Below are 24,203 nucleotides of genomic sequence, written 5' to 3' on the forward strand. Positions count from 1 at the left end.
GCTGACGGCGTCAGATACCCTGTTTTCGTGGATCGAAATCTATCTATGAAGGGCCTCGCCATGAGTGACTTGCCGGTGGTTGTGGTGGGAGCCGGTCCGGTCGGGCTCGCCGCAGCAGCCGAGCTGCGCGAGCGCGGACTCACCCCCCTGGTTCTCGAGCGCGGTTCCGCAGCGGGCGCGGCTGTGGCCGAGTGGAACCACGTGCGACTGTTCTCCCGCTGGTCGGAGGTCATCGACCCCGCCGCGCGGCGACTGCTCGACCAGACCGGCTGGAACGCTCCCGACGACGATGCCTACCCCACCGGCCTGCAGTGGGCCCGCGAGTACCTCGAGCCGCTCGCCGCTGCGCTCGGCGACGCCGTGCGGCTCGACACCGAGGTCATCGGCGTCGCCCGCCGCGGACGCGACCGGGTGGTCGACGCCGGACGCGACACCGAGCCACTCTCCGTCTACCTCCGCCGGGCCGACGGCACCGAGGAGCGGATGTTCGCGCAGGCGGTGATCGACGCCTCCGGCACCTGGGGCACCCCGAACCCGCTGGGCGGAGAGGGGCTGCCCGCACTCGGCGAGAAGGCCGCCGCCGACGCGATCACCTACCGCGTGCCCAACCTCGACGACCCGACCGTGCGTGCCCAGCACGCCGGCCAACACACCGTGATCGCCGGCAGCGGACACTCCGCCCTGACCGCGATCATCGCCCTCGCCGAGCTCGAGCACGAGGCGCCCGGCACCCGCATCACCTGGGTCCTGCGTCGCGGCGACGTCGCCGCGACGTTCGGCGGCGGCCAGGCCGACCAGCTGCCCGCCCGTGGAGCACTGGGAATCAAGGCGAAGAAGGCCGTCGACGACGGGCTCCTGCACGTCGTCACCGGCTTTCGCACCACCGCGGTGGAGCGCACGGGCGAGAACCGGGTGGCCCTGCTCTCCGACGCTGGTCAGCGGATCGACGACGTCGACCGCGTCGTGGTGCTGACCGGGTTCCGCCCCGAGCTGTCCTGGCTGTCGGAGATCCGCCTGGGGCTCGACCCGGTGCTGCAGGCGCCGGTCGACCTGGCTCCGCTGATCGACCCGAACGAGCACTCCTGCGGCACCGTGTACCCGCACGGCGCCAAGGAGCTGAGCCACCCCGAGCCCGGCTTCTACCTGGTGGGGATGAAGTCCTACGGCCGCGCACCGACGTTCCTGGCGATGACCGGGTACGAGCAGGTCCGCAGCATCGCCGCCGCGATCGCCGGCGACCACGAGGCTGCGGCCCGGGTTGAGCTGACGCTGCCCGAGACCGGGGTCTGCGGCGGCGCTGGGGTGTTCGACGAGCCCGACGCCGACGCCCCCGCAGGTGGTGGGTGCTGTGGCACGTCTGCACCCGAGCTGCTCACCCTCTCCGCGCCTGGCCCCGGCCGGTAGCCACTGTCCTTGAGGCACAAGAGAATCTGTGCCACGCTCGGCGCGCTCAGGTTCGGGTGCAGCCACGCGGCTGCGGGCCGGGGCGGACACAAGGGAGCCGACCCACATGACCCACGCCCATGCTCGCGCGGTCACGGTGGTGGGCGCGGCCCGCGACGACGTGGTGTGCTGAGATGCGCACCTGGTGGGCCGTGGTGTGCATCTTCTTGGTGGGCGTTGTCGGCGTCGCCATGGCCGGTCGCGCAGCCGCGCGAGACGACAGCGTCGGCCTCATTCTGGGAGTCGTCTTGGTCCTGGTGTCCGTTGGATGGGCAACGACGACCATCAAGAAGAGGTAGCGGACTCCCCCGGGACGAGCTCCGGCTCGATGGCGGCACGGAGGTGTCCAGTGATGCGGCGGAACTGCAGCGTCCACGCGGGCGAGCACGGGGCAACCTCGACCGCCACGTCGCGACCGTACCTATCTCGGCGAGCCTTCGAGCACGGTGCACAGCCCTTCTGCGGGAAACGCGGCAGCCAGGCCTCGAGCACGACAAGATGAGGTCAACCCCTCTCCCGAGCTCGTCAGGACCACCATGAGCAACAACGTCATCGCCGTTGCCCGCGAGATCGCCGAGCGGGCACACGCGGGACAGACCGACAAGATCGGCGCACCCTACATCCAGCATCCTGCGAGTGTTGTCGGCCTGGTGCAACGGTTGCCCGCCTACCAGGCGGCTGACCCCGACACCCAGGAGGACGCCGTGGTTGCCGCATGGTTGCACGACGTCATCGAAGACACTCCGGTCACCGCGGAGGACCTCCTGTCGCAGGGGTTGTCGCCGCGGGCCGTCGATGCTGTGGTGGCGCTGACCCGTACCAAGGAGGTGCCGCCGGACGACTACTACGCGACCATCACCACCAAGCCGGTCGCCCTGCTGGTCAAGACAGCCGACCTCGCCACCAACCTCGACCCTGTGCGGGTGGCCCAGCTCGACGACGCCACCCGTGAGCGCCTGGACCTCAAGTACACCCACGCCTTGGCGCAGCTGAACGTCCCACGGGCGACCATCGACCAGCTGCATCGCTGACAAGAAGCATTCCGAGCTGAACTGTGCCAACCCGGGAGAGGCAATGAGTGAACGCGTGACCCTCAGAGACAGCAACGGGCTGTACGTCTGGGCCGAGATCCTCGACGACGGCGTGCTGCAGATCGCCGGCCAGGACCTCGGTCCGCCCGGAGTAATGGGCTCATCTGAGTACGAGTACTGGCCACCGTGCAGCCAGACGAGATCAGCCGGGTGGTCGCAGCGCTCGGCGGCGCCCAAGGTGACGACGTGCTCCCGTTGCTGCAAGCCAATGGCGATCAGATCTGTCGCACTGGGGAACAGAAGTGGCTCACGTCGTTAGGAATTGAACCCGGCTTCTTCAGCTACTCGAGCATGGACTGATAACGCCAGCAGCACCTTGTTGCCCCCGTTCGTCCAGGACCGTCAGAATGCCACCCAGGATGAATACCGTGCAGGATCTAGCGACCCGATCAGTTGCCTTGTTGCTGGGCCCGAGGGCCTCTTCCGAGAGATTACTAGGCGCCCGCTCCTCCCGCTACGCCGCTGCCCGCTTCCGCTCACCAAACACAAACAATCCGAACTCAATTTGAGCCGGACTGTATCCCCACTGATCGGACCACTGATCGACCAAACCCAGGTACGCCATGTAGTCGACAAGGCCACGACCGCGTGGTGGCTGACCAACAGCCTTCAAGGCACTCCGTACCCGGCCATCGAAGACGAGCGGCCAGGGGCGGCTTGACCGCCCGTACCCAGCCGCGTGCATCAATTTGGTGAAAAACGGCTCGTCCCATCCGGGTAGATGTCCGTCGCCTCGCTTCAGTGCCAACCAAGCGGACGCCACGTCGACCTCAGATAGCGCAACAGCACGTCGAACCGCATCGAGTCTCTGTGGGTTCAGAGGTGCGCCCGGGGCGTATTTGGGGAGCCCGAGTGCTGACGCAGCGCGAGAAGGACCGCGTCCGTCTCCACCTTGCCCCGCTATGCCCGATCCCCAGGCCTGCACTGCGATGAGCAGAGCAGCCACCGAGGGGTCATCACCACCCTGCCTAACTACGTCCGCCAACTGATAGAGGTCATCCTTGCGGATAAGTGATGCTCGCACCAGCCTCATTGGGACGTGCTCCACGGGAACCCACCGGCTCCACGAATCCGGCTTCCATCGGATACCTGCGTCGCAATCTTCCTCTAGGGCTCCAGATAGCATGTCTTGCGCTCTCGCCATGAAGGAAGACTAGAACAACCATCCCACGACTTGTGTATCTATGTGAGCCAATGGGTTGGGATAATGCCAACCACCCCAGGCTTCTTCCGATACCACGCCCGGTCGCGCAGACCTGCAGCCTCGAGCGGAACCGTCGCTGCCGGTGGAACGCCCCAACCCCGCACTCGGGCCCTGCAAGATGACCTGGGCGAGGCGAGAGGTCGCCGGTTCGTTGCACCCCGTAGACCCCGACCTGCTCGCCCGCGCCGGGCGCGCCGCGCCCGCCATCGCCCGCCGCAGCGTGACTGGCCACGACGGCCGCGCTGATGACGTGACGGCGTGGCGATCTCCATGGGTCATCGTCAGTCAGGCCTAACATGCTCGGTGGTGTGAACATCCTGGACGACCCGGCACTGCTCGCCGAGGTCGTCGAGCGCGGCATCGGGCTCACCGTCTGCCCCATCTCCAACAGCTTCGTGCGTGCCTCCGTCTGGGAGGGCGCCACCAAGCGGCTCCTGGACGCGGGTGTGCAGGTGAGCGTGCACTCCGACGACCCCGCCTACTTCGACGGCTACGTCGGTGAGTGCCTGCTGCGCGTGCACGAGGAGACCCCGCTGACCATCGAGGAGGCGGCCACGTTGGCACGCAACGCCTTCAAGACCGCGTGGCTGCCCGCGACGCTGCGGGCGCAGTTCCTCGCCGAGATCGACGCCGCCCTGCGGGCTGACCACTCAGCGAGGCGGGAGCTGGCCTCACCCGCGAACAAGCCGCGGGAGCCGCGCCAAGTCGCCCATGGACCGTGGGCAAACGTGGGGCAACTGAGCGACCTGCCGCCCGGCATTGCGCAGCGCAGCGGTCCGGTGCTCCCTTCGCAGTCGTATTCCCTCACCCTGCGGGCACCAAAGGAAGTCTCCCATCACCCCGTCGGAGCCGGTGATGCGATCGGGCGGCACAGAGCTGCCTATCACGTGCAGGTTAACAACGACTCGGCGCCCGTCCGCCGGTTGCTACGGCCGCAATAGCGAAGTTGAGTGGACCTTGATGGATTCTTCGACGGAACTCCGAATCGCTGGGCTCTCCATAAGAAGTTCAGACACTTGCGGCCACGACTCCGTAACCCGCCTGACTGCGCCGTCATCTCTCGAGTCGTCCGTACACCCAGCGCCCGCAGCGCCAAGCGAGGAGCGGCACCCGACTCCCCTTAGTACTGCACCCCAGGCTGGGAACCGGGAACGTGCGGGCACCCCGTCAAGAGTTCGTCAACAACGGCCAGCACCGCGTCAAGATCGCGTCTGCACAGGGTCCTCCCCCGCTCCCACGGTGGTCCGATGAGGGAGCCCGACGCCGACCGGCTCGGGCTCCCTCTGCAGGAGGAATGCCGTGACTGGCTCTGGTCATCCGACCCCGCGCGTGGTGCTGTTCGTCCCCGTCCACAACGGAAACCTCGGCCCGGTGATCCGGCTGTTCCGCACCCCCATGGGCGCACCCACGGCCGTGGGGTTCACCTCCGCGAACCAGCTCACTGACGTCCTCGGCGACACCCAGCAGTGGATCCGGCTGGCCGAGCCCGCGCTGCGCGCCATGGTGGGCCCGCTCGGAGTGGCCCAGCTGGTCATCGATCCCACCCTCGCGGCGCGCGCCGCCGCCCCCACCACCCACACGCCCGCCGCCGCGCCGACCACTGCAGCCGTCATCACCCACCGCGCTCCCGCCGAGGGACAGCCGGCATGACCACCCTCGACCACGACACCGACCTCGCTGTCTGGCCGGCCAGCGCCCGGCAGCTGCCCGGCGGGGACGTCGCCGTCGGCGGTGTCGCCCTCGCCGAGATCGCCCGAGACTTCGGCACCCCCACCTACGTCCTCGACGAGGCCGAGGTGCGCTCGCGCTGCCGGACCTACCGGCAGGCCTTTCCCGACGCCCACGTGCAGTACGCCGCCAAGGCGTTCCTGAGCCGGACGATGGCCCGCTGGGTGCACGAGGAGGGCCTCGGCATCGACGCCTGCTCTGCCGGGGAGCAACACCTTGCCGTGGCCGCCGGCGTGCCCGCGCGGGACGTGCTGGTGCACGGCAGCGCCAAGACCCCCGCCGACCTGCACACCGCCCTCGACCTGGGGGTGGGTCGCATCGTCATCGACAGTCTCTCGGAGGTCCGACGGCTGGCCACCCAGGTGCCCGACGGCCACAAGCAGCGGGTGCTCATCCGGGTGGTGCCGGGCATCTCCGCCGGCGCCCACCACGCCATTCGCACCGGCACCGACGACCAGCACTTCGGCCTGGCGCCGGCCGACGGGGTGCTGTCCGCGGCCGTCTCCCGCATCCTGGCCCAGCCGCAGCTGGAGCTGGTGGGCCTGCACTGCCACCTGGGCTCGCAGATCACCGAGATCGCCCCGTTCCTCGCGGCAGTCACCCGGATGGTCTCCCTGACCGCGATGGTGCGCGACCGGTTCGGCCTGGTGCTGCCCGAGCTCGACCTGGGCGGCGGGCACGGGGTGGCCTACCGCCCCGGGGACCCGGCGCTGGACGTCGCCGAGCTCGGCGTCCAGGTCACCGAAGCCCTGCAGGCGCGCTGCGCGGTGCACCAGCTTCCCGTGCCGCAGCTGACCATCGAGCCCGGCCGCGCCGTGGTCGGCCCCGCCGGCATCGCCCTGTACCGGGTGGTGTCGGTCAAGCGGACCCCGCAGCACACCTGGGTCGCGGTGGACGGCGGGATGAGCGACAACCCGCGCCCCGCCCTGTACGGACAGCGCTACACCCCGCGGCTGGTCGGCCAGCGCGAGCGCCCGGCCGCACCCCTGCGCTCCGTCACCGTGGTGGGCCGGCACTGCGAGGCCGGTGACGTGATCGCCGCGGACGTGCCGCTGCCCGCCGACGTGCGGGCGGGTGACCTGCTGGCGGTGCCGGTCGCCGGCGCCTACCACCTGTCGATGGCCTCCACGTACAACATGGTGGGCCGTCCGCCGGTGGTCGCCGTGCACGACGGCGCCGCCCGGCTGCTGGTGCGGCGGGAGACGGTGGCCGACCTCATCGGCCGCGACGTGGCCGACTGACCGCGTCCGCGGGCGAGGTGCAGACCTATCGTTTGTCAATCGACTCGCCATGGCACTGCCTGCCCAGGTGTACCGGTCAGGCTTCCTGGGTGGCGCGGTGCGCGGTGGCCACCGTCGTCAGGGTGCGCTGGACGGCCGCCAGCAGCGCGCCGACCGCGGCGACGTCGCTGGGCCCGGGCAGCGCGTCCGACATGCGCCGGGCCTGTCGGTGCAGCTCGGTGGCCCGCTGCAGCACGTGTTGTCCGTCCCCGGGGTTCGCACCGTCACCGGGGCTCGCCGGGTACTGGCCGAGCAGGTGCACCGCCTCCGCGAGCGCGCCCAGCAGCTCGGCGAGGTGGTGGCGCAGCGCGCTCACGGCCTGGCCCTCGCCGAGCTGCTCCTGCTGCTGCGCCACGGCGGTCACGATGGGGCTGAGCGGGGGCACCAGGTCGTCCAGGGCGGTGGCGGTTGCCTGGTACGGGGCTGCGCTCCCCCCGGTGCGCGCGCTGCGTCGCCGGGGGTTCTTGCGCAGGCTGTCCCGCCCGTCGGCCAGGGCGTCCTCCGCGCTGGTGGTGTGCTCGAGCTGCCAGACGCGGTGGTGCCAGCTGGTCGTGCGCTCGGCGTCCACCCCGTCCTCGGTTCCCTCCGCGGTCTCCACCAGCAGGCCGGCGATGTCGTCCGCGCGGGCCGCCATGGCGGACAGGGCCGCGTCCAGCCGGATCGGCGGCAGGATCACCGCGTTGACGGCCACGCCCACCACGGCACCGAGGGCGACGGCGCCCACCCGCGACAGCAGGTCGGACTGCTCGGTCGCGGTGCCGTAGGTGAGCAGCAGCAGGGCGATCAGCGCCACCCAGCTGCCGTCCGGGTGCAGCGGACGCCAGTGGCCGATCAGCAGGCCCAGGACCACCGCCACCGGGAGAGCGACCACCGTGGACGGGATGGCCAGGCCGACGCCGGCCGCGAGCAGCACCCCCAGGATCACCACCGTGACCTGTCTCGCGGCAGAGCGCATCGACTGGTGCACCGTGGTCCCGATGATGAACACCGCGGTGTAGGGCGCCAGCCAGGGAAGCCCCGAGCCGAGCACCTGGTCGGCGAGCAGCCACGCGAGCGCTGCGGCCAGTGCGGCCTTCCCCGCGTCGAGGAAGACCTGACGCTGCGGGCCTCGGGAACGCACGGCGGCCTGGAAGAAGGTGATGGGCGAGGGCAACGAGCTGCGTGCTGCAGCCGTGGCGACCCGGGCGTGATCGGTGAGTCCCACCCGGTCCATGGTCCCCGGTGGGCAGCAGCCGCGCCTCGTGGGTGCACCGTGGTGCCGACAGCCGTCCGTGGTAGGCCACGGACGGATCCGGAGCCTGCTACGGTCCTCCTCGCCAGCCACCCCCGCTCGTGCAGTGCGCACGAGCGGGACAGGGAACCCGGTGTGAATCCGGGACTGACGCGCAGCGGTGTGGGTGACGGGCCGAGCACACAAGCCACTGGACCTCCGGGTCTGGGAAGGCGCTCCGGCCCGGACGACCCCGAGTCCGAAGACCTGCTGGCCCTCGCGGTGACCGCCGCCTGGTCGTAGACGGGCTTCGCGCACGAGCCCAGACCTGCTGAAGGATGCCCATGTCCACACGTCTGTCGCCCCTGGTCGCCCTCGTCGCCGCGCTCACCGCGGCGACCGCGCTCGCCGGGTGCTCCAGCTCCGCCGAGACCACCGCCACCGCCTCCGCGGGCTCGGCCTACCCCGTCACCATCGAGAACTGCGGCCGGTCGGTCGTCATCGCCGAGGCGCCCCAGCGGGCCGTCTCGCTCAACCAGGGCTCCACCGAGATCCTGCTCTCGCTCGGCCTGGCCGACCGGATGGTGGGCACCGCCACCTGGACCGACCCCGTGCGGGAGAACCTCGCCGCCGACAACGCCACGGTCCCGCGCCTGGCCGACCAGGCCCCGTCCCGCGAGCGGCTGCTGCAGGTCGAGCCCGACTTCGTCTCCGCCTCCTTCGCCAGCACCCTGGGCGAGGGCGGCGTCACCACGCCGGAGGCCCTGGACAAGCTCGGCGTCCCCTCCTACCTGTCCCCCGCCGAGTGCCTCAAGAACAACCAGGGCGACGACGACGGCGTGCGCAGCTCCCCGCTGCAGATGGAGACCGTCTACCAGGAGATCACCGACCTCGCCGCGGTCTTCGACGTCCGCGACCGCGGCGCCGCGCTGGTCACCCAGCTGCGCGACCGAATGAGCACCGCAGCGGCCAGCCTGGACACCGCGGGCACCTCCGCACTGTTCTGGTTCGCCAACCAGGAGTCGCCCTACCTGGCCGGGTGCTGCGGCGGCCCGGGCATCATCAGCCGCACCCTGGGCCTGACCAACGTCTTTGCCGACACCACCGCCGAGTGGCCGCAGATCAACTGGGAGACCGCGGCCGACCGCGACCCCGACGTGCTGGTGCTCGGCGACCTCACCCGCAAGAGCCAGACCGCCGAGACCGCCGCCGCCAAGATCGCCTTCCTGGAGTCGCACCCGGTGACCCGGGAGATGACCGCGGTGCGCCACCGCCGCTACATCCAGGTGACCGGGGCCGAGCTCAACCCGTCCCTGCGCACCGTCGACGGCGTGGAGAACGTCGTCCGGGGTCTGCGCGAGCTCTCGCCGCACCAGTGAGCACCCGTGCGGCCACTCGCTGGGCGCACGGGGTGTGGGTCGCGGGCCCGGTGGTGCTGGTGGTCTCCATCGCCGTCGCCATCACCATCGGGCCGTCCGACCTCAGCCCCGCCGACGTCCTCGGCGTGGTGGCCGACCACGCCGGCCTGGCCACCTCTGACCTCAGCCGCATCCAGCAGGGCATCGTCTGGGACCTGCGCCTGCCGCGCACCGTGCTGGCCGCGGTGTGCGGGGCCGGCCTGGCGGTGTGCGGGGTGATCCTGCAGTCGTTGCTGCGCAACCCGCTGGCCGACCCGTTCGTGCTGGGGGTGTCCTCCGGCGCCTCCACCGGCGCGGTGTCGGTGGTGGTGCTCGGCGCCGGCGCGGGCGCGGTGGGGCTGACCACCGGCGCCTTCCTGGGTGCGCTGCTGGCGTTCGGGCTGGTGCTGGTGCTCGCCGCGGCCGCCGGCGGCACCACCGACCGGGTGGTGCTGGCCGGCATCGCCGCCACGCAGCTGTTCTCCGCGCTCACCTCGTTCATCGTGTTCACCGCCGCCGACGCCGAGCAGACCCGCGGTGTGCTGTTCTGGCTGCTGGGCTCGCTGGCCAGCGCCAGCTGGGCCGACGTGGTGCTCTGCGCCGCCGTGGTGCTCGTCGGCCTGGCGGTGTGCCTGGCCGCGGCGACCTCGCTGGACGCGTTCACCTTCGGCACCGACGCCGCGGCGTCGCTGGGCGTGCACGTGGCCCGCACCCGGACGGTGCTGCTGGTGGTCACCGCCCTGATGACGGCAGTGATCGTCAGCACCTCCGGCGCCATCGGCTTCGTGGGGCTGGTGCTGCCGCACCTGGCCCGGGCGGTGGTGGGCGTCGGACACCGGGCCCTGCTGCCGGCGGCGGCGCTGATGGGGGCGATCTTCCTGGTGTGGGTGGACACCGCCGCGCGCACGGTGCTCGACCCGCAGGAGCTGCCGGTGGGGGTGGCCACCGCGCTGGTCGGTGTCCCCGCCTTCGTGGTGATCATGCTGCGCAACCGGTCTCGGCGATGAGCGGCGCGCCCCTGGTGGCTCGCGAGGTCAGCTGGGAGACCCGCGGCCGGCTCATCGTCGACGGGGTGAGCCTGGCCCCGGCCGTGGGCGCCACGGTGGGGCTGCTCGGCCCCAACGGCTCGGGCAAGTCCACCCTGCTGCGCATGCTGGCCGGGCTGCGCCGCCCCACCCGGGGTGCGGTGCAGGTGGCCGGCACCGACGCCGCACGGCTGCCCCGCCGCCGGCTGGCGCGGCAGGTGGCGGTGGTGGAGCAGGAGGTGAGCAGCGACCAGGACCTGCTGGTGCGCGAGGTGGTCAGCCTGGGCCGGGTGCCGCACCGCCCGACTTGGGCGGCGCCGTCCCGAGAGGACGCCGCCGTGGTGGCACGGGCCGCCGAGCTCACCGGGGTGGCCGACCGGCTCGACCAGCGCTACGCCACCCTCTCCGGCGGGGAGCGCCAACGGGTGCAGATCGCCCGCGCCCTGGCCCAGCAGCCGGAGGTGCTGCTGCTGGACGAGCCCACCAACCACCTCGACGTGCGCCACCAGCTGGACCTGCTCGCGCTGGTGCGCACCACCGCGGTGACCACGGTGGTGGCGCTGCACGACCTGAACCTCGCCGCGGCCTACTGCGACCAGGTGCTGGTGCTGGACCAGGGCCGCGCGGTGGCCGCCGGGCCGCCCGCCACCGTGCTCACCGCCGACCTCATCGCCGCCGTGTACGGGGTGGCAGCGCGGGTGCTCAGCGACGAGCTGGGCACCTACGTCCGCTACCTCGGGGGGTGAGGCTCAGCCCGGTGGGGCGGGTGACACCGCACGGGTGGACACCACGTCGCCGATCACCGCCACAGCCGGGGCCTGCACCCCCGCTCGGGCCACCGCCCCGGGCAGCTCGGCGAGAGTGCTCACCACCACCTGCTGGCTCGGCCGGGAACCGTCGGCGACCACGGCGGCCGGGGTGGCCGGGTCCATGCCGGCGGCCAGCAGGGCGGCGACGATGGCGGGCAGCGTGTGCACCCCCATCAGCACCACCAGCGTGGTGCCGCTGCGGGCCAGGGCGCCGTAGTCCAGGGTGGATTGCGGGTGCCCCGGCGGCACGTGCCCGGAGATCACCGTGAAGCCCTGGGACAGGCCGCGGTGGGTGACGGGGATGCCGGCCAGCGCCGGTGCGGAGATGCTGGCGGTGACGCCGGGGATCACCCGGGTGGGCACTCCGGCGGCCGCGCAGGCCTGGACCTCCTCCATGCCGCGGCCGAACACGAACGAGTCGCCGCCCTTGAGCCGCACCACTCGTCGCCCGGCGGTGGCGTGCTCCACGAGCAGCGTGTTGATCGCCTCCTGGGAGGTGGAGCGGCCGAAGGGGATCTTGGCGACGTCGATGATCTCCGCGTCCGGGCGGGCCCAGGCCAGTGCACCCCACGGGGCCAACCGGTCCATCACCACCACGTCGGCCTGGGCCACGGCGTCGCGGCCGGCCACGGTCAGCAGCGACTCGTCGCCGGGCCCGCCGCCTACCAGCACCACGCTGCCCCGGCCTGCCTCGCGCGTCTCGCGGCGCTGCGTCCGGGGTCGGGGCCGCAGCACCACGTCGTAGTCGGGCGGGTTCTCCGGTGCCGCCGGCTGCCAGCTGATCAGCCCGCGGTCGGCGAGGTCCTGCACCGCGGCGCACACCTCGGCGGCGCGCACGGTCACGTCAGCACCGGCGGACAGCAGCGCCGCCACGTCGCGGGCGGCGTGCTCGTCACCCCCGGCGACCAGCACGGCGCGGCCGGCCACGTCGAGGGAAAATACGTTGTGCAGCAATGGATTTGGGCGTGGGACAACGACAGGGCGCTGCGCTGGCATGTAGGGCTCCCGCTCGATCTGCCATGACGGATCCACGACCGCGGAAGTACGGCCGGGCGAGGCGCGAGGCCGGTCTTCGGACTTCCCAGGTACGAGCCTGGGTCACCGCAGCGGGCCCTGTGCCGGATTCTCACCGGCTTCCCGATTCTCCCCGTGGCAGCTTCGCCGTGGGGCACCTCGAGCCTGCGGAAACCATAAGCCCCCGGTGGCCGGGCGCCCGGCAGGGGTGTTGGTAGCCTCCCGGGGCCAGTCAAGCTCCATGAGCAGTTGGAGTCAGGGAACCCGGTGAGAATCCGGGACTGACGCGCAGCGGTGAGGGTGACGGGCGGAACGTGTCCTTCGGGACGACCACTGGACCACAAGGTCCGGGAAGGTGTTCCGCACCGAGTGATCCCGAGTCCGAAGACCTGCTGGCCCTTGCGGTGACCACCGCGAGGTCATCGGCGGGCTTCGCGCAAGGGCCCCAGACCTCTGAGGACTCGTGTGACCCCTGTGCCTTCCCGTACCCAGCTCTCGCGCACCCGGGCCGACCGCTGCCCGGGCGTCACCCGCCCGTGGCCGGCCGCCGACGGAGCCCTGGTGCGGCTGCGCCTGGTGGGCGGCCGCCTCTCCCCCGCCCAGCTGCAGGCCGCCTCGGCCGTGGCGCAGACCCACGGCGACGGTGACCTGCACCTGACCGGGCGGGCGAACCTGCAGCTGCGCGGCCTGCCGCTGGCCGACGGGCGCCTGCCGGCGGCGGTGGTGGCCGCGGTGGAGCGCACCGGGCTGCTGCCCTCCCGCGCGCACGACCGGGTGCGCAACCTGATGGTCTCGCCGCAGACCGGCCTGGCCGGTGGGCGCGCCGACCTGCGGGCCGTGGCCGCCCGGCTGGACCAGCTGATCTGCCTGGACCCCGACCTGGCCGAGCTGCCCGGGCGGTTCCTGTTCGTGCTGGACGACGGCCGCGGTGACCTCGCCGCCCGGCCCACCGACCTGGGCCTCGTGGCCCTGGATGCCAGCACCGCCCAGCTTCGGGTGGGCAGCAACCGGTGGGGTGCGATCGTCGCCATCGCCGACGCCCCGCAGCACCTGGTGGTGCTGGCGCACGAGTTCCTCCGGGTGCGCGGGCACGGCGCCGACGCCTCGTGGCACGTGGACGAGCTGCCACAGCCGTTGACCGCCACCACGCTGCCGCACCCCCAGGTGGACGTCACCGCGGGACCGCTGGGCTACGGCCCCGTGCCCGGGGGCGTGCACGTGCCCGCCCCCGACGGCGCTCTCTCCCCGACGCTGGTGGCCGAGCTGGTGCAGCTGGCCGGTGACGGAGACCTGGTGGTCACGCCGTGGCGCGGCGTGCTCGTCGCGGGGGTGACCCGATGAGCGAGCTCCCCCGCCCCACCGGGCGCTACTCCTACGTCCACGACGGCCCGGCGATCTACGTCGACTCCTTCACCACCATCCGCCGCGAGGCCGACCTGACCCAGGTGCCTGCCGCGGCGGAGAAGCTGGCGGTGCGGATGATCCACGCCTGCGGGCAGGTGGACCTGACCGACGACCTGGTGATCCATCCCGCCGCCGTCGTGACCGCCCGCGCCGCCCTGGCCGCCGGAGCGCCGATCCTGTGCGACGCCCGGATGGTCGCCATGGGCATCACCGCCGGTCGGCTGCCGGCCGGCAACCCGGTGCACTGCCTGCTGCAAGACCCCCGGGTGCCCGACCTCGCCCAACGGTGGAGCACCACCCGCACGGCCGCGGCGGTGTCGCTGTGGGAACCGCTGCTGGAGGGCGCCGTGGTCGCCATCGGCAACGCCCCCACCGCGCTGTTCCACCTGCTGGAGCTGCTCGTCGACGGCGGACCGCGCCCGGCCGCGATCATCGGCTGCCCGGTGGGGTTCATCGGTGCCGCGGAGTCCAAGGACGCACTGGCCCGCTTCGCCGACGACCACGGCATCGACGTCCCCTACGTGACCGTCCGCGGGCGCCGCGGCGGGTCGGCGATGGCCTCGGCCGCCGTCAACGCCCTGGCCCAGGAGGCGGAGTGAGCGCGCGCCTCGGCCGGTTCGCCGGCGTCGGCGTCGGGCCCGGGGACCCCGAGCTGATCACCCTCAAGGCGGCCCGGCTCATTCGCGACGCCGACGTGGTGGCCTTCCACGCCGGGGTGGGCAAGCAGTCCAACGCCCGGCGCATCGCCGCCGACCTCATCCCGCCCGGGGTGGTGGAGGAGGAGCTGCGCTACCCGGTGACCACCGGCGCCACCGCCCACCCGGGCGGATACGCCGGGGCGATGGCGGAGTTCTACGCCGAGTCCGCCGCACGGCTGGCCACCCACCTGGAGGCCGGCCGCGACGTGGTGCTGCTGGCCGAGGGCGACCCGTTCTTCTACGGCTCCTTCATGTACATGCACGACCGCCTGGCCGGGCGCTTTCCCACCGAGGTGGTGGCCGGGGTGCCCGCCTTCGCCGCGGCCACCGCGCTGGTGGCCGCTCCCCTGGTGCGCCAGACCGACGTGCTCACTGTGCTGCCCGGCACCCTGCCCGAGGCGGAGCTGGCGCGACGGCTGGCCGACACCGACGCGGCGGTGATCATGAAGCTGGGCCGCACGTTCCCGGCGGTGCGCCGGGCGCTGGAGCAGGCGGGGCGGCTGGAGCACGCGCTGTACGTGGAGCGGGCGTCCATGCCCACCCAGCGCTGGCTGCCGGTGGCCGACGTCGACCCCGCGAGCGTCCCGTACTTCTCCATGATCGTGGTGCCCGGCGACACGCTGCAGGCCGACCCGCACGGACGGCGCGCAACCGCAACACCGTCCACACCGGACACTGCGGTGGCCGCCGAGGTCGTGGTGGTCGGACTCGGGCCCGGACCGGAGCGCTGGCTCACCCCCGAGGCGGCGGCGGTGCTGGCCGAGGTGGACCACGTGGTCGGCTACGCGCCCTACGTCCACCGGGTGCCGCAGCGGGCCGGGCTGCAGCGGCACGCCTCGGGCAACACCGTGGAGGTGGACCGTGCCCGGTTCGCCCTGGACCTTGCGCGTGCCGGTCAGCGGGTGGCGGTGGTCTCCGGCGGGGACGCCGGGGTGTTCGGCATGGCCGCGGCGGTCTACGAGGCCGCCGACGATCCTGCGTACGCCGCGGTGCCCGTCCGGGTGGTGCCAGGGGTGAGCGCCGTGCAGGCGGTGGCCGCCCGGGCCGGGGCGCCGGTGGGGGCCGACTTCGCGGTGGTGAGCCTGTCCGACCGGCTCAAGCCGTGGCCGGTGGTGCAGCAGCGGCTGCGGGCGATCGCCGAGGCTGACCTGGTGCTCGCCGTCTACAACCCCGCGTCGCGCTCCCGCACCCACCAGGTGGCCGACATGCAGGAGCTGCTGCTGCAGCACCGCAGCCCGGACACCGTGGTGGTGGTCGGCCGCGACGTCGGGCGTGCCGAGGAGTCGCTGGTGGTGACCACGCTGGGGCAGCTGGACCCGGCGAGCATCGACATGAAGTGCCTGCTCATCGTGGGCGCCTCCCGCACGCGGGTGACGGCGAGCGGAGCCGTCTGGACGCCGCGCTACGTGGACTGAAAGGTGGCACAGTGCCGTGTTGATGACCCTGAGGTGCCCTGAGTGCTGGCTGGGTGAGAAGTGGACGCGTTCGGTAGCACCGAAGCAGGGGGCCAGGGTGCAGCCGAAGTCGCGGGGTGCTGGCGCATGGTGGGTGCTGTCGCCATGAACGGACGGCGGGTTAACCAGTCACGCGGAAGGTCGCCAGCGGGGAGCTGCCGACTCCTCCAAAGTCCAGCAGCAGACTGGACCCTTGGGGCACGTCGAAGGCAACGTCGCCGCGCAGCATGCGTCCTGCACTGAGGTCTGATCGGTCCATCTCCTGATTGACCACACTGTGCTGGGCGGAGTAGGTGCTGCCGTCAGGGGTTTGGGCTCGGGAGTAGCTCGGGCTGATGTAGGTGGTTCCGGAGCTGATGGCCACGGTGAAGTTGGCGATCAGGTAGCTGCCGCTCGTAGGCTTGCCGCCGTAGGCCGTTTCCGACGTAGTAATGCGGCGGATGCTGTTGAGGGTGACGGTGCCGGACGTTGGCTGCGAGCCCGTCAGCGTGAAGGGCACCGTTGAGCCCACGCTCGCTGGAGCTGGCGGGACCGAGACAGGGGGCTTGGTGGTCGAGGCTGGGCTCGGTCGAGGCGCGGCAGGAGCAGCAGAAGCAGCAGGCTGCGGGGACGCGGAGACCGTCGCCGCTGGTGCCGGGACTCGGGTGGGCACGCTGATCCGGGTGGCTGTCGGCGCAGCAGTCAACGCAGGAACCTCTTCAACGCTGGGGGGTGCCAGCACCGTCGTTTCCGTCGGTGTCGGGGCCACGGACGTCGTGGTGGCGGTGGGCAGCGGCGCCTGCGGCGGTGGGTCGTAGGCCACCGGTTGCGTGGTCGAGTCACGCCCGACCAGGGCCACCACCAGTGCCACCACGGCCAGAGTCGCGATGGCCGCCACGCCGACCAGGCCGGAGAGCAGCCAGCGGTTCACCGGGACCAGGTTCTGCTCCGCAGGCGCCGAGTAGGCAGCGGGGTGGACGTTGCCGGTGTCCCCGCCGATGGGCGCGAACGGGTCGCTTCCGACGGGTTGGTCGTCGTTCATCAACGGTCCTTTGAACTGAGCAGAAAGGGGAGGCTAGATGTGGAAGCGCCGAAGAGTAGGTCGAGCAGCCGAGTCCCGCTCGGCTGCTCGACCTACCGTTCCTGTGCTCAGCTGAGCTGAACCTTCACTCCACCGGAGAAGACGGAGTCGTGCAGCTCCAAGGTGGTGGGGACGGCATCCTTCGGGATGTCAAAGACAATGGTGCCGTCGACACTGTTGCCCGGGTTGATCTCCGCGAGGAAGTTGTTGGAGTCAAGGTAGGCACCTGCCACCGTGCTGGTCGAGAGCTCCCTACCCTGCTGGTCAATCAACTTCTGCGCACTCTGGTTGAAAATCTGCTGGCGATCTCCGATGTTGCGGACTGAGAGCTTGACGACCACGAACTGGCCCTGGGCGGTGGTCTGCAATGGTTCGCTCCCGACGGTGGGCGTTCCGGGCTGTACGGCGTTGACCACGAACTCGAACTTGCCGTCCCGAACCGGGGTACCGATGGTGGCCTGAGAAGCCTGCTCAGAACTCCCCGACCCGCCAGCGGAATCACTGTCGGAGCCGCCGCCCGCGCTGGTGGCCATAACGATGACGATGATGAGGACAATGAGCGCAGCCAGTGCGGTGAGGAACTTGTGCCGCATGAACCAGCTTCGCTGAGACTTGGCGTAAGCCCGCGCGGCTGCGGCCTGAGCCTTGGCGTCCTTCTTGTTCAGGGGCGGCTGCTGCCCGTAGCCCGGCTGGTATCCGGGTCCAGGCGCACCCTGATATCCCGACGGTGGCCCCTGGTTACCACTGGCGAACTGGGGGGCCTGCTCCTGTGAAGGGTGTCCTGCATCGGCTGGCTCGTGGCGCTGATCGGGCATCAAATTCCTTTGGATGTGGGTGGTAAACGCCAAGGAAGGCGCAACTTCATCTGCGCCTACCACTCGTAGACGAAGCCCCGAACGTTACAGAGCAGCAACAACTATCACTGAGATTGCATAAATTGCCTCAAATCGGTGACACAGCGTGATTATCGGTATCTCTAAGTACACACTCAGTCCGGACAGAGTGGTTTGCACTAGTTGCGGGGCCATCGGCTTGCGGAAGGAGCATGCGCCGGGACGTCATAGCTCAAGCGGCCACTGGGCGGCCTGCAGCTCGGGCCGCTTCGTTGGTTCGCGGAACGCCGCCAACCTCGGCCATCGCGCCATGCGCGGGACTGCAGCGTGGAGGTGAGCAAGTCGGGTTTACTTGCGCCGCGGCCGATTCCGGTCGTACAAGTAGGACTCGCCACCGGAGGCCGGCTCCAGCGCCCGGCCCACCAGGATGATCGCGGCCAGGCGCAGCCCGGCGGCCTCCACCTGATCGGCGATGTCGCCCACGGTGCCGCGCAGCACCAGCTCCTCGGGCTGGCTGGCGCGGTAGACCACCACCACCGGGCAGTCGGCGCCGTACTCCCCCGCCAGCTCGGCCATCACCTCGCGGGTGCGGGTGATGGCCAGGTGCAGCACCAGGGTGGCCCGGGTGGCGGCAAACGCGGCCAGCGACTCGGTGTCGGGCATCGGGGTGGAGCGGGCCCGGGCGCGGGTGAGCACCACCGACTGCGCCACCAGCGGCACGGTCAGCTCCCGCCCCACCCGGGCCGCCGCAGCCGCGTACGCCGCCACCCCCGGCGTCACGTCCCACGACACCCCTCCCGCGTCCAGCCGGCGGGTCTGCTCGGCCAGCGCGGAGTACACCGACGGATCGCCCGAGGTCAGCCGCACCACGTCGTGGCCGCGCTCGTGCCCGGCCACCAGGTGCGCGGTGATGGCGTCGAGGTCGAGGTGCTGGGTGTCCACCAGCTCGGCGTCCTCGCGGCAGTGGCTGAGCACCTCGGCGTCGAGGTACGTGCCCGGGTAGAGCACCACGTCGGCGTCGGCGAGCATCCGCGCCGCGCGCAGGGTGAGCAGGTCGGCGGCCCCGGGGCCGGCTCCGACGAAGTGCACGGTCACGACGGGTACTCCTCTGCGGCGGGGCGGGTCCACGCCCACTGGGTGACGGTGCGGGCAGGGGTCCACCCGGTGAAGGTGCCCACCGGGGCGGCGTGCTCGATGGCCAGCCGGGTCAGCTCCCCGCCGTGGGTGGCGTGGGCCTGGGCGAGCACCATCTCGGTCTGCAGGGTCACTCCGTGCACCACCAGCCGCCCGCCCGGGCGCAGCGCGGACTGGCACCGCTCGAGCACGCCCGCGCGGGTGGCACCGCCGCCGACGAAGATCGCGTCCGGTGTGGACAGACCTTCCAGCGCGTCCGGCGCCCGACCCTCGACCACCACCAGCCCCGGCACGCCGAGGCTCGCGGCGTTGCGCCGCACCCGTGCGGCCCGGTCGGGGTGGGACTCCACGGCGATGGTCCGGCACGTGGGGTGCGCCCGCATCCACTCGATGCCCACCGAGCCGGCACCGGCCCCGACGTCCCACAGCAGCGCCCCGGGGTACGGTGCCAGGCGGGACAGCGCACTGGCCCGCAGGTCACGCTTGGTCAGCTGCCCGTCGTGCTCAAAAGCGCTGTCCGGCAAGCCGGTTGCCCAGCTAGAGACGACCGGGCCGGCCAGCTGCAGTGCGATGACGTGCAGCCGCGGGGCCGGCCCGGACCACTGCTCGGCGGTGGCCTCGGCGCGGCTCTCGGTGGGTGCGCCCAGGTCGCCGAGGACGGTCATCACCGACGCGCCGTAGCCGTGGGTGGTGAGCAGCGCCGCCAGCGCCGCCGGGGTGCGCTCGTCAGCGGAGAGCACCAGCACCCGGTGGCCGGGGGCGAGCTCGCGCAGCACCGCGTGCAGGTCGCGCCCCACCACGGTGACCACAGTGGTCGACTCCGCCGACCAGCCCATCCGGGCCCGGGCCAGCGACACCGAGGACACCGCCGGCAGCACCTGCACCCGCTCGGCCCCGAGCAGCTCCACCAGCGTGGTGGCGACGCCGGAGACCAGCGGGTCACCGGAGGCCAGCGCCACCACCCGACGGCCGGCGTGCCGGGCCAGCAAGGCGGGCAGACCCGCGCGCAGCGGGGCGGGCCACGGCTCGCGCAGCGCGGTGACGTCGGAGGGCACCAACCCCAGGTGGCGGGCTCCGCCGAGCAGCACCTCGGCCTCGCGGACGCAGGCGCGAGCCGCCTCCGGCAGGCTCTCCCAGCCATCCGCGCCGACGCCCACCACCAGCAGCGGAGGCGTCGGCGGGTGACCCGCGCAACGGGGGGTGGGGGCAGGCATGGCGGCAGACGCTACCCTCACCCCACAGCCACGAGGTGCCCCGAGGTCTGACCCCCACAGGTCGGGTTGACGGGAGAATCTGGGAAGCCGGTGAGAGTCCGGCACAGGCCCGCTGCGGTGACCTGGACGAGGTGCGAACCGAGATCCAGGAAGTCCGAAGACCGGCCTTGTGGCTCCTATCCGATGGCGGACGAGCGGGAGCCTCCCATGCCACAGCACCAGCCTTTCGTGTACCCATTTTCCGCCCTGGTCGGGTCCGAGGACCTGCAGAACCTCCCCGACCTGGCCCTCGCGCTGGTGCTCAGCGCGGTCTCCCCGGAGATCGGCGGGGTGCTGGTGCGCGGGGAGAAGGGCACCGCCAAGTCCACTGCGGTCCGGGCCCTGGCGGGGGTGCTTCCGCCCATCGACGTCTGGGCTGGTGACCGGTTCTCCGCCGATCCGCACGATTCCGCCGCGGTGTCCCCGGACAGCCCCGGCGGCACCGTGCAGAGCCGGCCGGTACGGCTGGTGGAGCTGCCCGTCGGGGCCACTGAGGACCGCCTCGTCGGCTCGCTGCACCTGGAGCGGGCGCTGGCGCAGGGTCGCGCGGAGTACGAGCCCGGCCTGCTGGCGCGCGCGCACCGCGGGATCCTCTACGTCGACGAGGTGAACCTGCTGCACGACCACCTCGTGGACCTGCTGCTGGACGCTGCCGCCACCGGACGGGCCACGGTGGAGCGCGACGGGGTGTCGCTGGCCCACGACGCCCGGTTCGTGCTGGTGGGCACCATGAACCCTGAGGAGGGCGAGCTCCGCCCACAGCTGCTCGACCGCTTCGGCCTGGCGGTGGACGTGGCCGCACCCCGCGAGGCCGAGGCCCGGGTGGCCGTGGTGCGCCGCCGGCTGGCCTTCGACGCCGACCCCGCCGGGTTCACCGCGTCCTACCAGCCGGCCGAGGACGCCCTGCGGGAGCGGATCCACACCGCCCGAGAGCGGGTCCGTGCGGTGACGCTGACCGACTCCGCACTGCTGGCCATCGCGGAGGTCTGCGCCGCCTTCGACGTGGACGGGCTGCGCGGCGACATCGTCACCGCCCGCACCGCCGTGGCCCACGCCGCCTGGTGCGGGCGCAGCGCCGTCTCCCGGGAGGACATCCGCGCCGCAGCCCGCCTCGCGCTGCCACACCGGCGGCGGCGCACCCCCTTCGACTCCCCCGGCCTGGACACCGACCGGCTGGACCAGCTGCTGGCGGAGAGCGACCCCGATCCCGAGCCACCGACACCAGACGGCCCCGGTGACGGTCACGAGGCTGCGGATGACGGCCCCGCCCAAGCCCCGCAGGACAGCCACGACGCTGACACCGAGGCACCCGCCGGCGCCGCTCCCAGCACCGCCTCGGCGGGCACGCCGTACCGCTCCCGCCTGTTCGCCGTGGCCGGTACCGGCACCGGTACCGCGGGTCGCCGCAGTCGGGCCCTGACCAGCTCCGGTCGCCGGGTCGCCCGCCGCGCCGGCAGCGACGGCCCGCTGGACCTGTTGGGCACCGTGCTCGCCGCGGTCCCCCACCAGGGTGCCCGCGGCCGCACCGACGGCCGGCTGCGACTGGCTCCGGCGGACCTGCGGGTGGCGGTGCGCGAGGGCCGGGAGTCCAACCTGGTGCTGTTCTGCGTGGACGCCTCCGGCTCGATGGCTGCACGCAAGCGGATGGAGCAGGTGAAGACGGCCATCCTGTCCCTGCTGCTGGACGCCTACCAGCGGCGCGACAAGGTCGGGCTGGTCACGTTCTCCGGCACCGGTGCTCAGCTGCTGCTGCCGCCCACCGGCTCCACCGACGTGGCCGCCGCCCGGCTGCAGACGATGCCCGCTGGTGGGCGCACCCCGCTGGCCGAAGGGTTGCTCGAGGCGGCCCGGGTGCTCGACGTCGAGCAGCGCCGCGACCCGGCCCGGCGCCCGCTGCTGGTGGTGGTCACCGACGGGCGGGCCACCGCCGGGGCCGGCGCCGTGGCCCGCTCCCGTGCTGCCGCCGACCGGCTGGCCGCCCGTGGCGTCGCGGGCGTCGTCGTGGACTGCGAGAGCGGTGCGCTGCGCCTGGGCCTGGCCGCTGTGCTGGCCCAGCACCTGCGCGCCGAGCACGTCCCGGTGGGCCAGGTGAGCGCTGACGTGCTCACCGGCCTCGCCCGCACCGCTGCCTGAGCGCAGCCACCATCTTCTTCCGACACCAGACGAGGTCACCCATGCCGCAAGGACAGCCCACCACCGTGCCCGACGACGGGCTCAGCACCCGCCAGCGCCGCAACCGACCGCTGCTGATGGTCCACACCGGAGACGGGAAGGGGAAGTCCACCGCCGCGTTCGGCCTGGCCATCCGCTCCTGGAACCAGGGGTGGAACGTCGGGGTGTTCCAGTTCGTGAAGTCGGCCAAGTGGCGCATCGGCGAGCAGACCGTGCTGGAGCGGCTGGGCCGGCTGCACGAGGAGACCGGCGAGGGCGGGCCGGTGCAGTGGCACAAGATGGGCGCGGGCTGGTCGTGGAGCCGCAAGGCCGGCAGCGAGGACGACCACGCCGCCGCGGCAGCGGAGGGGTGGGCGGAGGTCAAGCGCCGCCTGGCCGCCCAGACCCACGACCTCTATGTCCTCGACGAGTTCACCTACCCGATGCAGTGGGGCTGGGTGGGCGTCGACGACGTGGTGCAGACGCTGGCCAACCGGCCCGGCCACCAGTACGTGGTAGTCACCGGCCGTCGCGCCGATCCCCGCCTGGTGGAGGTGGCCGACCTGGTCACCGAGATGGCCAAGGTGAAGCACCCGATGGACGCCGGGCAGAAGGGTCAGCGGGGCATCGAGTGGTGAGCGCGCTGCCCCGGCTGGTGCTGGCCGCGCCCGGAACGGGGCAGGGCAAGACCACCGTGGCCACCGGGTTGATGGCCGCGCTCACCCGCGCCGGTCACGTGGTGAGCGGGCACAAGGTGGGCCCGGACTACATCGACCCCGGCTACCACGCGCTGGCCTGCGGGCGGCCCGGCCGCAACCTCGACCCGCACCTGGTGGGCGAGGGCCGGGTGGTCCCGCTGCTGCTGCACGGGGCTGCGGGGGCTGACGTGGCGGTGGTGGAGGGGGTGATGGGTCTGTTCGACGGCCGCAACGGCGGCCACGGCTTCGCCTCCACCGCCCACGTCGCCGCGCTGACCCGCACCCCGGTGGTGCTGGTGGTGGACATCTCCCGTGCCTCGCGCACCATCGCCGCCGTGGTGCACGGCCTGGCCACCTGGGACTCCGCCACGGAGGTCTGTGGCGTCATCCTGAACAAGGCGGGCTCCCCGCGGCACGCCGCGGAGGTGGCCGCCGCCATCGACCTGCCGGTGCTGGGCACGTTGCCCCGCGACCAGGCGGTGGCTGCCCCGTCGCGCCACCTCGGCCTGGTCCCCGCCGCGGAGCGGGAGCTCTCCGCCGCTGCCCTGGACCGGCTGGCCGAACAGATCACCGAGCACGTCGACCTCGACGCCGTGCTCGCCCTGGCCCGCACCGCCCCCGACCTGGACGCCCCGGCGTGGGACCCGGCGGCGGAGGTCACCGCAGCATCGGCGCGGCGGCCGGTGGTGGCGGTGGCCGGCGGGCGTGCGTTCACCTTCCGCTACACCGAGACTGACGAGCTGCTGGCCGCCGCCGGCTGCAAGGTGGTGCCCTTCGACCCGCTGGCCGACGCGGCGCTGCCCGCCGGGACCGCCGGGTTGTACCTGGGTGGCGGGTTCCCAGAGGTGCACGCCGCGGAGCTGTCGGCCAACGAGCCGCTGCGCCGGGCGATCGCCGCCGCCGTGGCCGACGGGGTGCCCACCGTGGCCGAGTGCGCCGGGTTGCTGTACCTCTCGCGCGCCCTGGACGAGCACCCGATGGCCGGGGTGCTGGACGCCGACGCGGTGATGACCGACCGGCTCACCCTGCGCTACCCGGTGGCGCGGGCCGCCACCGACTCGCTGCTCACCCGCGCCGGCGAGTGCGTCACCGGGCACGAGTTCCACCGCACCCACACCATCCCGCAGGCCGGGGATGCCCCGGCGTGGATCGTGGACGGCGTGGTGATCGGGCACACCGGGCCGACGCTGCACGCCTCCTACCTGCACACCCACTGGGCCGGGCACCCCCAGCTGGCGCAGCGCTTCGCCGACGCGGTGCACGCGCGGATGTGACCTCGCCGAGCCCGTGTCCCACGGACATCACCCGTACTCGTTC

At 72.4% G+C, this 24,203-nt stretch carries 20 protein-coding genes, 1 pseudogene and 4 riboswitches; of the genes and pseudogenes, 14 read left to right on the top strand and 7 right to left on the bottom strand.

Annotated features, from left to right (window positions below; translation table 11 throughout):
* Window positions 1–60: 60 nt before the first annotated feature.
* Together AC3YNX_RS13540 and AC3YNX_RS13545 are read left to right on the top strand one after the other, a co-directional pair.
* A complete protein-coding gene (locus tag AC3YNX_RS13540) occupies window positions 61–1,404 on the top strand; it encodes an NAD(P)-binding domain-containing protein (protein WP_489995775.1) in 1,344 nt (447 codons plus the stop codon).
* Between the two features lie 575 nt (window positions 1,405–1,979).
* Complete coding sequence (locus AC3YNX_RS13545; protein WP_489995776.1) at window positions 1,980–2,474, top strand: HD domain-containing protein; 495 nt, start codon at window positions 1,980–1,982, stop codon at window positions 2,472–2,474.
* Window positions 2,475–2,988: 514 nt separating this feature from the next.
* Here the strand turns inward: AC3YNX_RS13545 and AC3YNX_RS13550 are convergent.
* Window positions 2,989–3,678 carry an 8-oxoguanine DNA glycosylase OGG fold protein gene (locus AC3YNX_RS13550; RefSeq protein WP_489995777.1) on the bottom strand — a complete coding sequence of 230 codons (690 nt, stop codon included), beginning with the start codon at window positions 3,676–3,678 and terminating at the stop codon, window positions 2,989–2,991.
* Window positions 3,679–4,046: 368 nt separating this feature from the next.
* Here AC3YNX_RS13550 and AC3YNX_RS13555 point away from each other — a divergent pair, with 368 nt between their 5' ends.
* From AC3YNX_RS13555 to lysA, 3 genes and pseudogenes are all read left to right on the top strand, one after another.
* Entirely contained in the window at window positions 4,047–4,679 is a 633-nt protein-coding gene (locus AC3YNX_RS13555) for a hypothetical protein (protein WP_489995778.1), read from the top strand.
* 358 nt (window positions 4,680–5,037) lie between these two features.
* Entirely contained in the window at window positions 5,038–5,388 is a 351-nt protein-coding gene (locus tag AC3YNX_RS13560) for an SAV_915 family protein (protein ID WP_489995779.1), read from the top strand.
* A pseudogene (gene lysA / locus AC3YNX_RS13565) lies at window positions 5,339–6,707 on the top strand (diaminopimelate decarboxylase). Before AC3YNX_RS13560 ends, lysA begins: the two are co-directional and overlap by 50 nt.
* A gap of 76 nt (window positions 6,708–6,783) precedes the next feature.
* On the opposite strand, the gene AC3YNX_RS13570 reads toward lysA, so the two are convergent.
* Entirely contained in the window at window positions 6,784–7,950 is a 1,167-nt protein-coding gene (locus tag AC3YNX_RS13570; RefSeq protein ID WP_489995780.1) for an FUSC family protein, read from the bottom strand.
* A 124-nt stretch (window positions 7,951–8,074) separates the two neighbouring features.
* Window positions 8,075–8,225, top strand: a riboswitch (cobalamin riboswitch).
* Window positions 8,226–8,300: 75 nt separating this feature from the next.
* Between AC3YNX_RS13570 and AC3YNX_RS13575 the strand changes: the two genes are divergently transcribed.
* The 3 genes from AC3YNX_RS13575 to AC3YNX_RS13585 are packed head-to-tail and all read left to right on the top strand — an operon-like array spanning window position 8,301 to window position 11,124.
* Complete coding sequence (locus AC3YNX_RS13575; protein ID WP_489995781.1) at window positions 8,301–9,335, top strand: ABC transporter substrate-binding protein; 1,035 nt, start codon at window positions 8,301–8,303, stop codon at window positions 9,333–9,335.
* Window positions 9,332–10,360 carry a FecCD family ABC transporter permease gene (locus AC3YNX_RS13580; protein WP_127782855.1) on the top strand — a complete coding sequence of 343 codons (1,029 nt, stop codon included), beginning with the start codon at window positions 9,332–9,334 and terminating at the stop codon, window positions 10,358–10,360. Before AC3YNX_RS13575 ends, AC3YNX_RS13580 begins: the two co-directional genes overlap by 4 nt.
* On the top strand, window positions 10,357–11,124 hold the full coding sequence (locus AC3YNX_RS13585) for an ABC transporter ATP-binding protein (protein ID WP_489995782.1): 768 nt from the start codon (window positions 10,357–10,359) through the stop codon (window positions 11,122–11,124). Before AC3YNX_RS13580 ends, AC3YNX_RS13585 begins: the two co-directional genes overlap by 4 nt.
* Before the next feature lie 3 nt (window positions 11,125–11,127).
* Here AC3YNX_RS13585 and cobA read toward each other — a convergent pair whose 3' ends face one another.
* A complete protein-coding gene (gene cobA / locus AC3YNX_RS13590; RefSeq protein ID WP_489995783.1) occupies window positions 11,128–12,114 on the bottom strand; it encodes a uroporphyrinogen-III C-methyltransferase in 987 nt (328 codons plus the stop codon).
* A 119-nt stretch (window positions 12,115–12,233) separates the two neighbouring features.
* Window positions 12,234–12,378, bottom strand: a riboswitch (cobalamin riboswitch).
* Between the two features lie 35 nt (window positions 12,379–12,413).
* Window positions 12,414–12,612: riboswitch (cobalamin riboswitch) on the top strand.
* Between the two features lie 54 nt (window positions 12,613–12,666).
* On the opposite strand from cobA, the gene AC3YNX_RS13595 reads away from it, so the two are divergent.
* From AC3YNX_RS13595 to AC3YNX_RS13605, 3 genes are read left to right on the top strand one after another with little or no spacing between them, the layout of a single operon-like run.
* Window positions 12,667–13,542, top strand: a complete 876-nt coding sequence (locus AC3YNX_RS13595) for a nitrite reductase (protein WP_489995784.1) — start codon at window positions 12,667–12,669, stop codon at window positions 13,540–13,542.
* Window positions 13,539–14,204: a precorrin-8X methylmutase gene (locus tag AC3YNX_RS13600; RefSeq protein ID WP_489995785.1), complete on the top strand. Its 666-nt coding sequence runs from the start codon at window positions 13,539–13,541 to the stop codon at window positions 14,202–14,204. Before AC3YNX_RS13595 ends, AC3YNX_RS13600 begins: the two co-directional genes overlap by 4 nt.
* Window positions 14,201–15,718 (top strand): precorrin-2 C(20)-methyltransferase, encoded by a 1,518-nt coding sequence (locus tag AC3YNX_RS13605; protein WP_489995786.1) that lies wholly within the window; start codon window positions 14,201–14,203, stop codon window positions 15,716–15,718. The genes AC3YNX_RS13600 and AC3YNX_RS13605 overlap by 4 nt, the downstream gene beginning before the upstream one ends.
* A 160-nt stretch (window positions 15,719–15,878) precedes the next feature.
* On the opposite strand, the gene AC3YNX_RS13610 is transcribed toward AC3YNX_RS13605, so the two are convergent.
* The 4 genes from AC3YNX_RS13610 to cbiE form a co-directional block, all read right to left on the bottom strand.
* A complete protein-coding gene (locus tag AC3YNX_RS13610; RefSeq protein WP_489995787.1) occupies window positions 15,879–16,778 on the bottom strand; it encodes a DUF4352 domain-containing protein in 900 nt (299 codons plus the stop codon).
* 107 nt (window positions 16,779–16,885) lie between these two features.
* Window positions 16,886–17,632, bottom strand: a complete 747-nt coding sequence (locus AC3YNX_RS13615; RefSeq protein WP_241249828.1) for a DUF4352 domain-containing protein — start codon at window positions 17,630–17,632, stop codon at window positions 16,886–16,888.
* A 366-nt stretch (window positions 17,633–17,998) separates the two neighbouring features.
* Window positions 17,999–18,745 carry a precorrin-4 C(11)-methyltransferase gene (gene cobM, locus AC3YNX_RS13620; RefSeq protein ID WP_489995788.1) on the bottom strand — a complete coding sequence of 249 codons (747 nt, stop codon included), beginning with the start codon at window positions 18,743–18,745 and terminating at the stop codon, window positions 17,999–18,001.
* On the bottom strand, window positions 18,742–19,998 hold the full coding sequence (gene cbiE / locus AC3YNX_RS13625; RefSeq protein ID WP_489995789.1) for a precorrin-6y C5,15-methyltransferase (decarboxylating) subunit CbiE: 1,257 nt from the start codon (window positions 19,996–19,998) through the stop codon (window positions 18,742–18,744). The genes cobM and cbiE overlap by 4 nt, the downstream gene beginning before the upstream one ends.
* A gap of 16 nt (window positions 19,999–20,014) precedes the next feature.
* Window positions 20,015–20,182: riboswitch (cobalamin riboswitch) on the top strand.
* A gap of 23 nt (window positions 20,183–20,205) precedes the next feature.
* Between cbiE and AC3YNX_RS13630 the strand changes: the two genes are divergently transcribed.
* From AC3YNX_RS13630 to AC3YNX_RS13640, 3 genes are read left to right on the top strand one after another with little or no spacing between them, the layout of a single operon-like run.
* Complete coding sequence (locus AC3YNX_RS13630) at window positions 20,206–22,170, top strand: VWA domain-containing protein (protein ID WP_489995790.1); 1,965 nt, start codon at window positions 20,206–20,208, stop codon at window positions 22,168–22,170.
* Between the two features lie 41 nt (window positions 22,171–22,211).
* Complete coding sequence (cobO, locus tag AC3YNX_RS13635; RefSeq protein WP_489995791.1) at window positions 22,212–22,826, top strand: cob(I)yrinic acid a,c-diamide adenosyltransferase; 615 nt, start codon at window positions 22,212–22,214, stop codon at window positions 22,824–22,826.
* Window positions 22,823–24,160, top strand: a complete 1,338-nt coding sequence (locus AC3YNX_RS13640; protein ID WP_489995792.1) for a cobyrinic acid a,c-diamide synthase CobB — start codon at window positions 22,823–22,825, stop codon at window positions 24,158–24,160. Before cobO ends, AC3YNX_RS13640 begins: the two co-directional genes overlap by 4 nt.
* Window positions 24,161–24,203: the final 43 nt, after the last annotated feature.

Source organism: Rhodococcus sp. Z13_19A (assembly GCF_058133575.1).

Bases quoted from the DNA above. Each gene is read 5' to 3' on its own strand.
- AC3YNX_RS13540 (WP_489995775.1), top strand. From the start codon at position 61: ATGAGTGACTTGCCGGTGGTTGTGGTGGGAGCCGGTCCGGTCGGGCTC.
- AC3YNX_RS13585 (WP_489995782.1), top strand. From the start codon at position 10,357: ATGAGCGGCGCGCCCCTGGTGGCTCGCGAGGTCAGCTGGGAGACCCGC.
- cobO (WP_489995791.1), top strand. From the start codon at position 22,212: ATGCCGCAAGGACAGCCCACCACCGTGCCCGACGACGGGCTCAGCACC.
- AC3YNX_RS13610 (WP_489995787.1), bottom strand. From the start codon at position 16,778: ATGAACGACGACCAACCCGTCGGAAGCGACCCGTTCGCGCCCATCGGC.
- AC3YNX_RS13615 (WP_241249828.1), bottom strand. From the start codon at position 17,632: ATGCCCGATCAGCGCCACGAGCCAGCCGATGCAGGACACCCTTCACAG.
- AC3YNX_RS13630 (WP_489995790.1), top strand. From the start codon at position 20,206: ATGCCACAGCACCAGCCTTTCGTGTACCCATTTTCCGCCCTGGTCGGG.
- AC3YNX_RS13550 (WP_489995777.1), bottom strand. From the start codon at position 3,678: ATGGCGAGAGCGCAAGACATGCTATCTGGAGCCCTAGAGGAAGATTGC.
- cbiE (WP_489995789.1), bottom strand. From the start codon at position 19,998: ATGCCTGCCCCCACCCCCCGTTGCGCGGGTCACCCGCCGACGCCTCCG.
- AC3YNX_RS13545 (WP_489995776.1), top strand. From the start codon at position 1,980: ATGAGCAACAACGTCATCGCCGTTGCCCGCGAGATCGCCGAGCGGGCA.
- AC3YNX_RS13600 (WP_489995785.1), top strand. From the start codon at position 13,539: ATGAGCGAGCTCCCCCGCCCCACCGGGCGCTACTCCTACGTCCACGAC.
- AC3YNX_RS13575 (WP_489995781.1), top strand. From the start codon at position 8,301: ATGTCCACACGTCTGTCGCCCCTGGTCGCCCTCGTCGCCGCGCTCACC.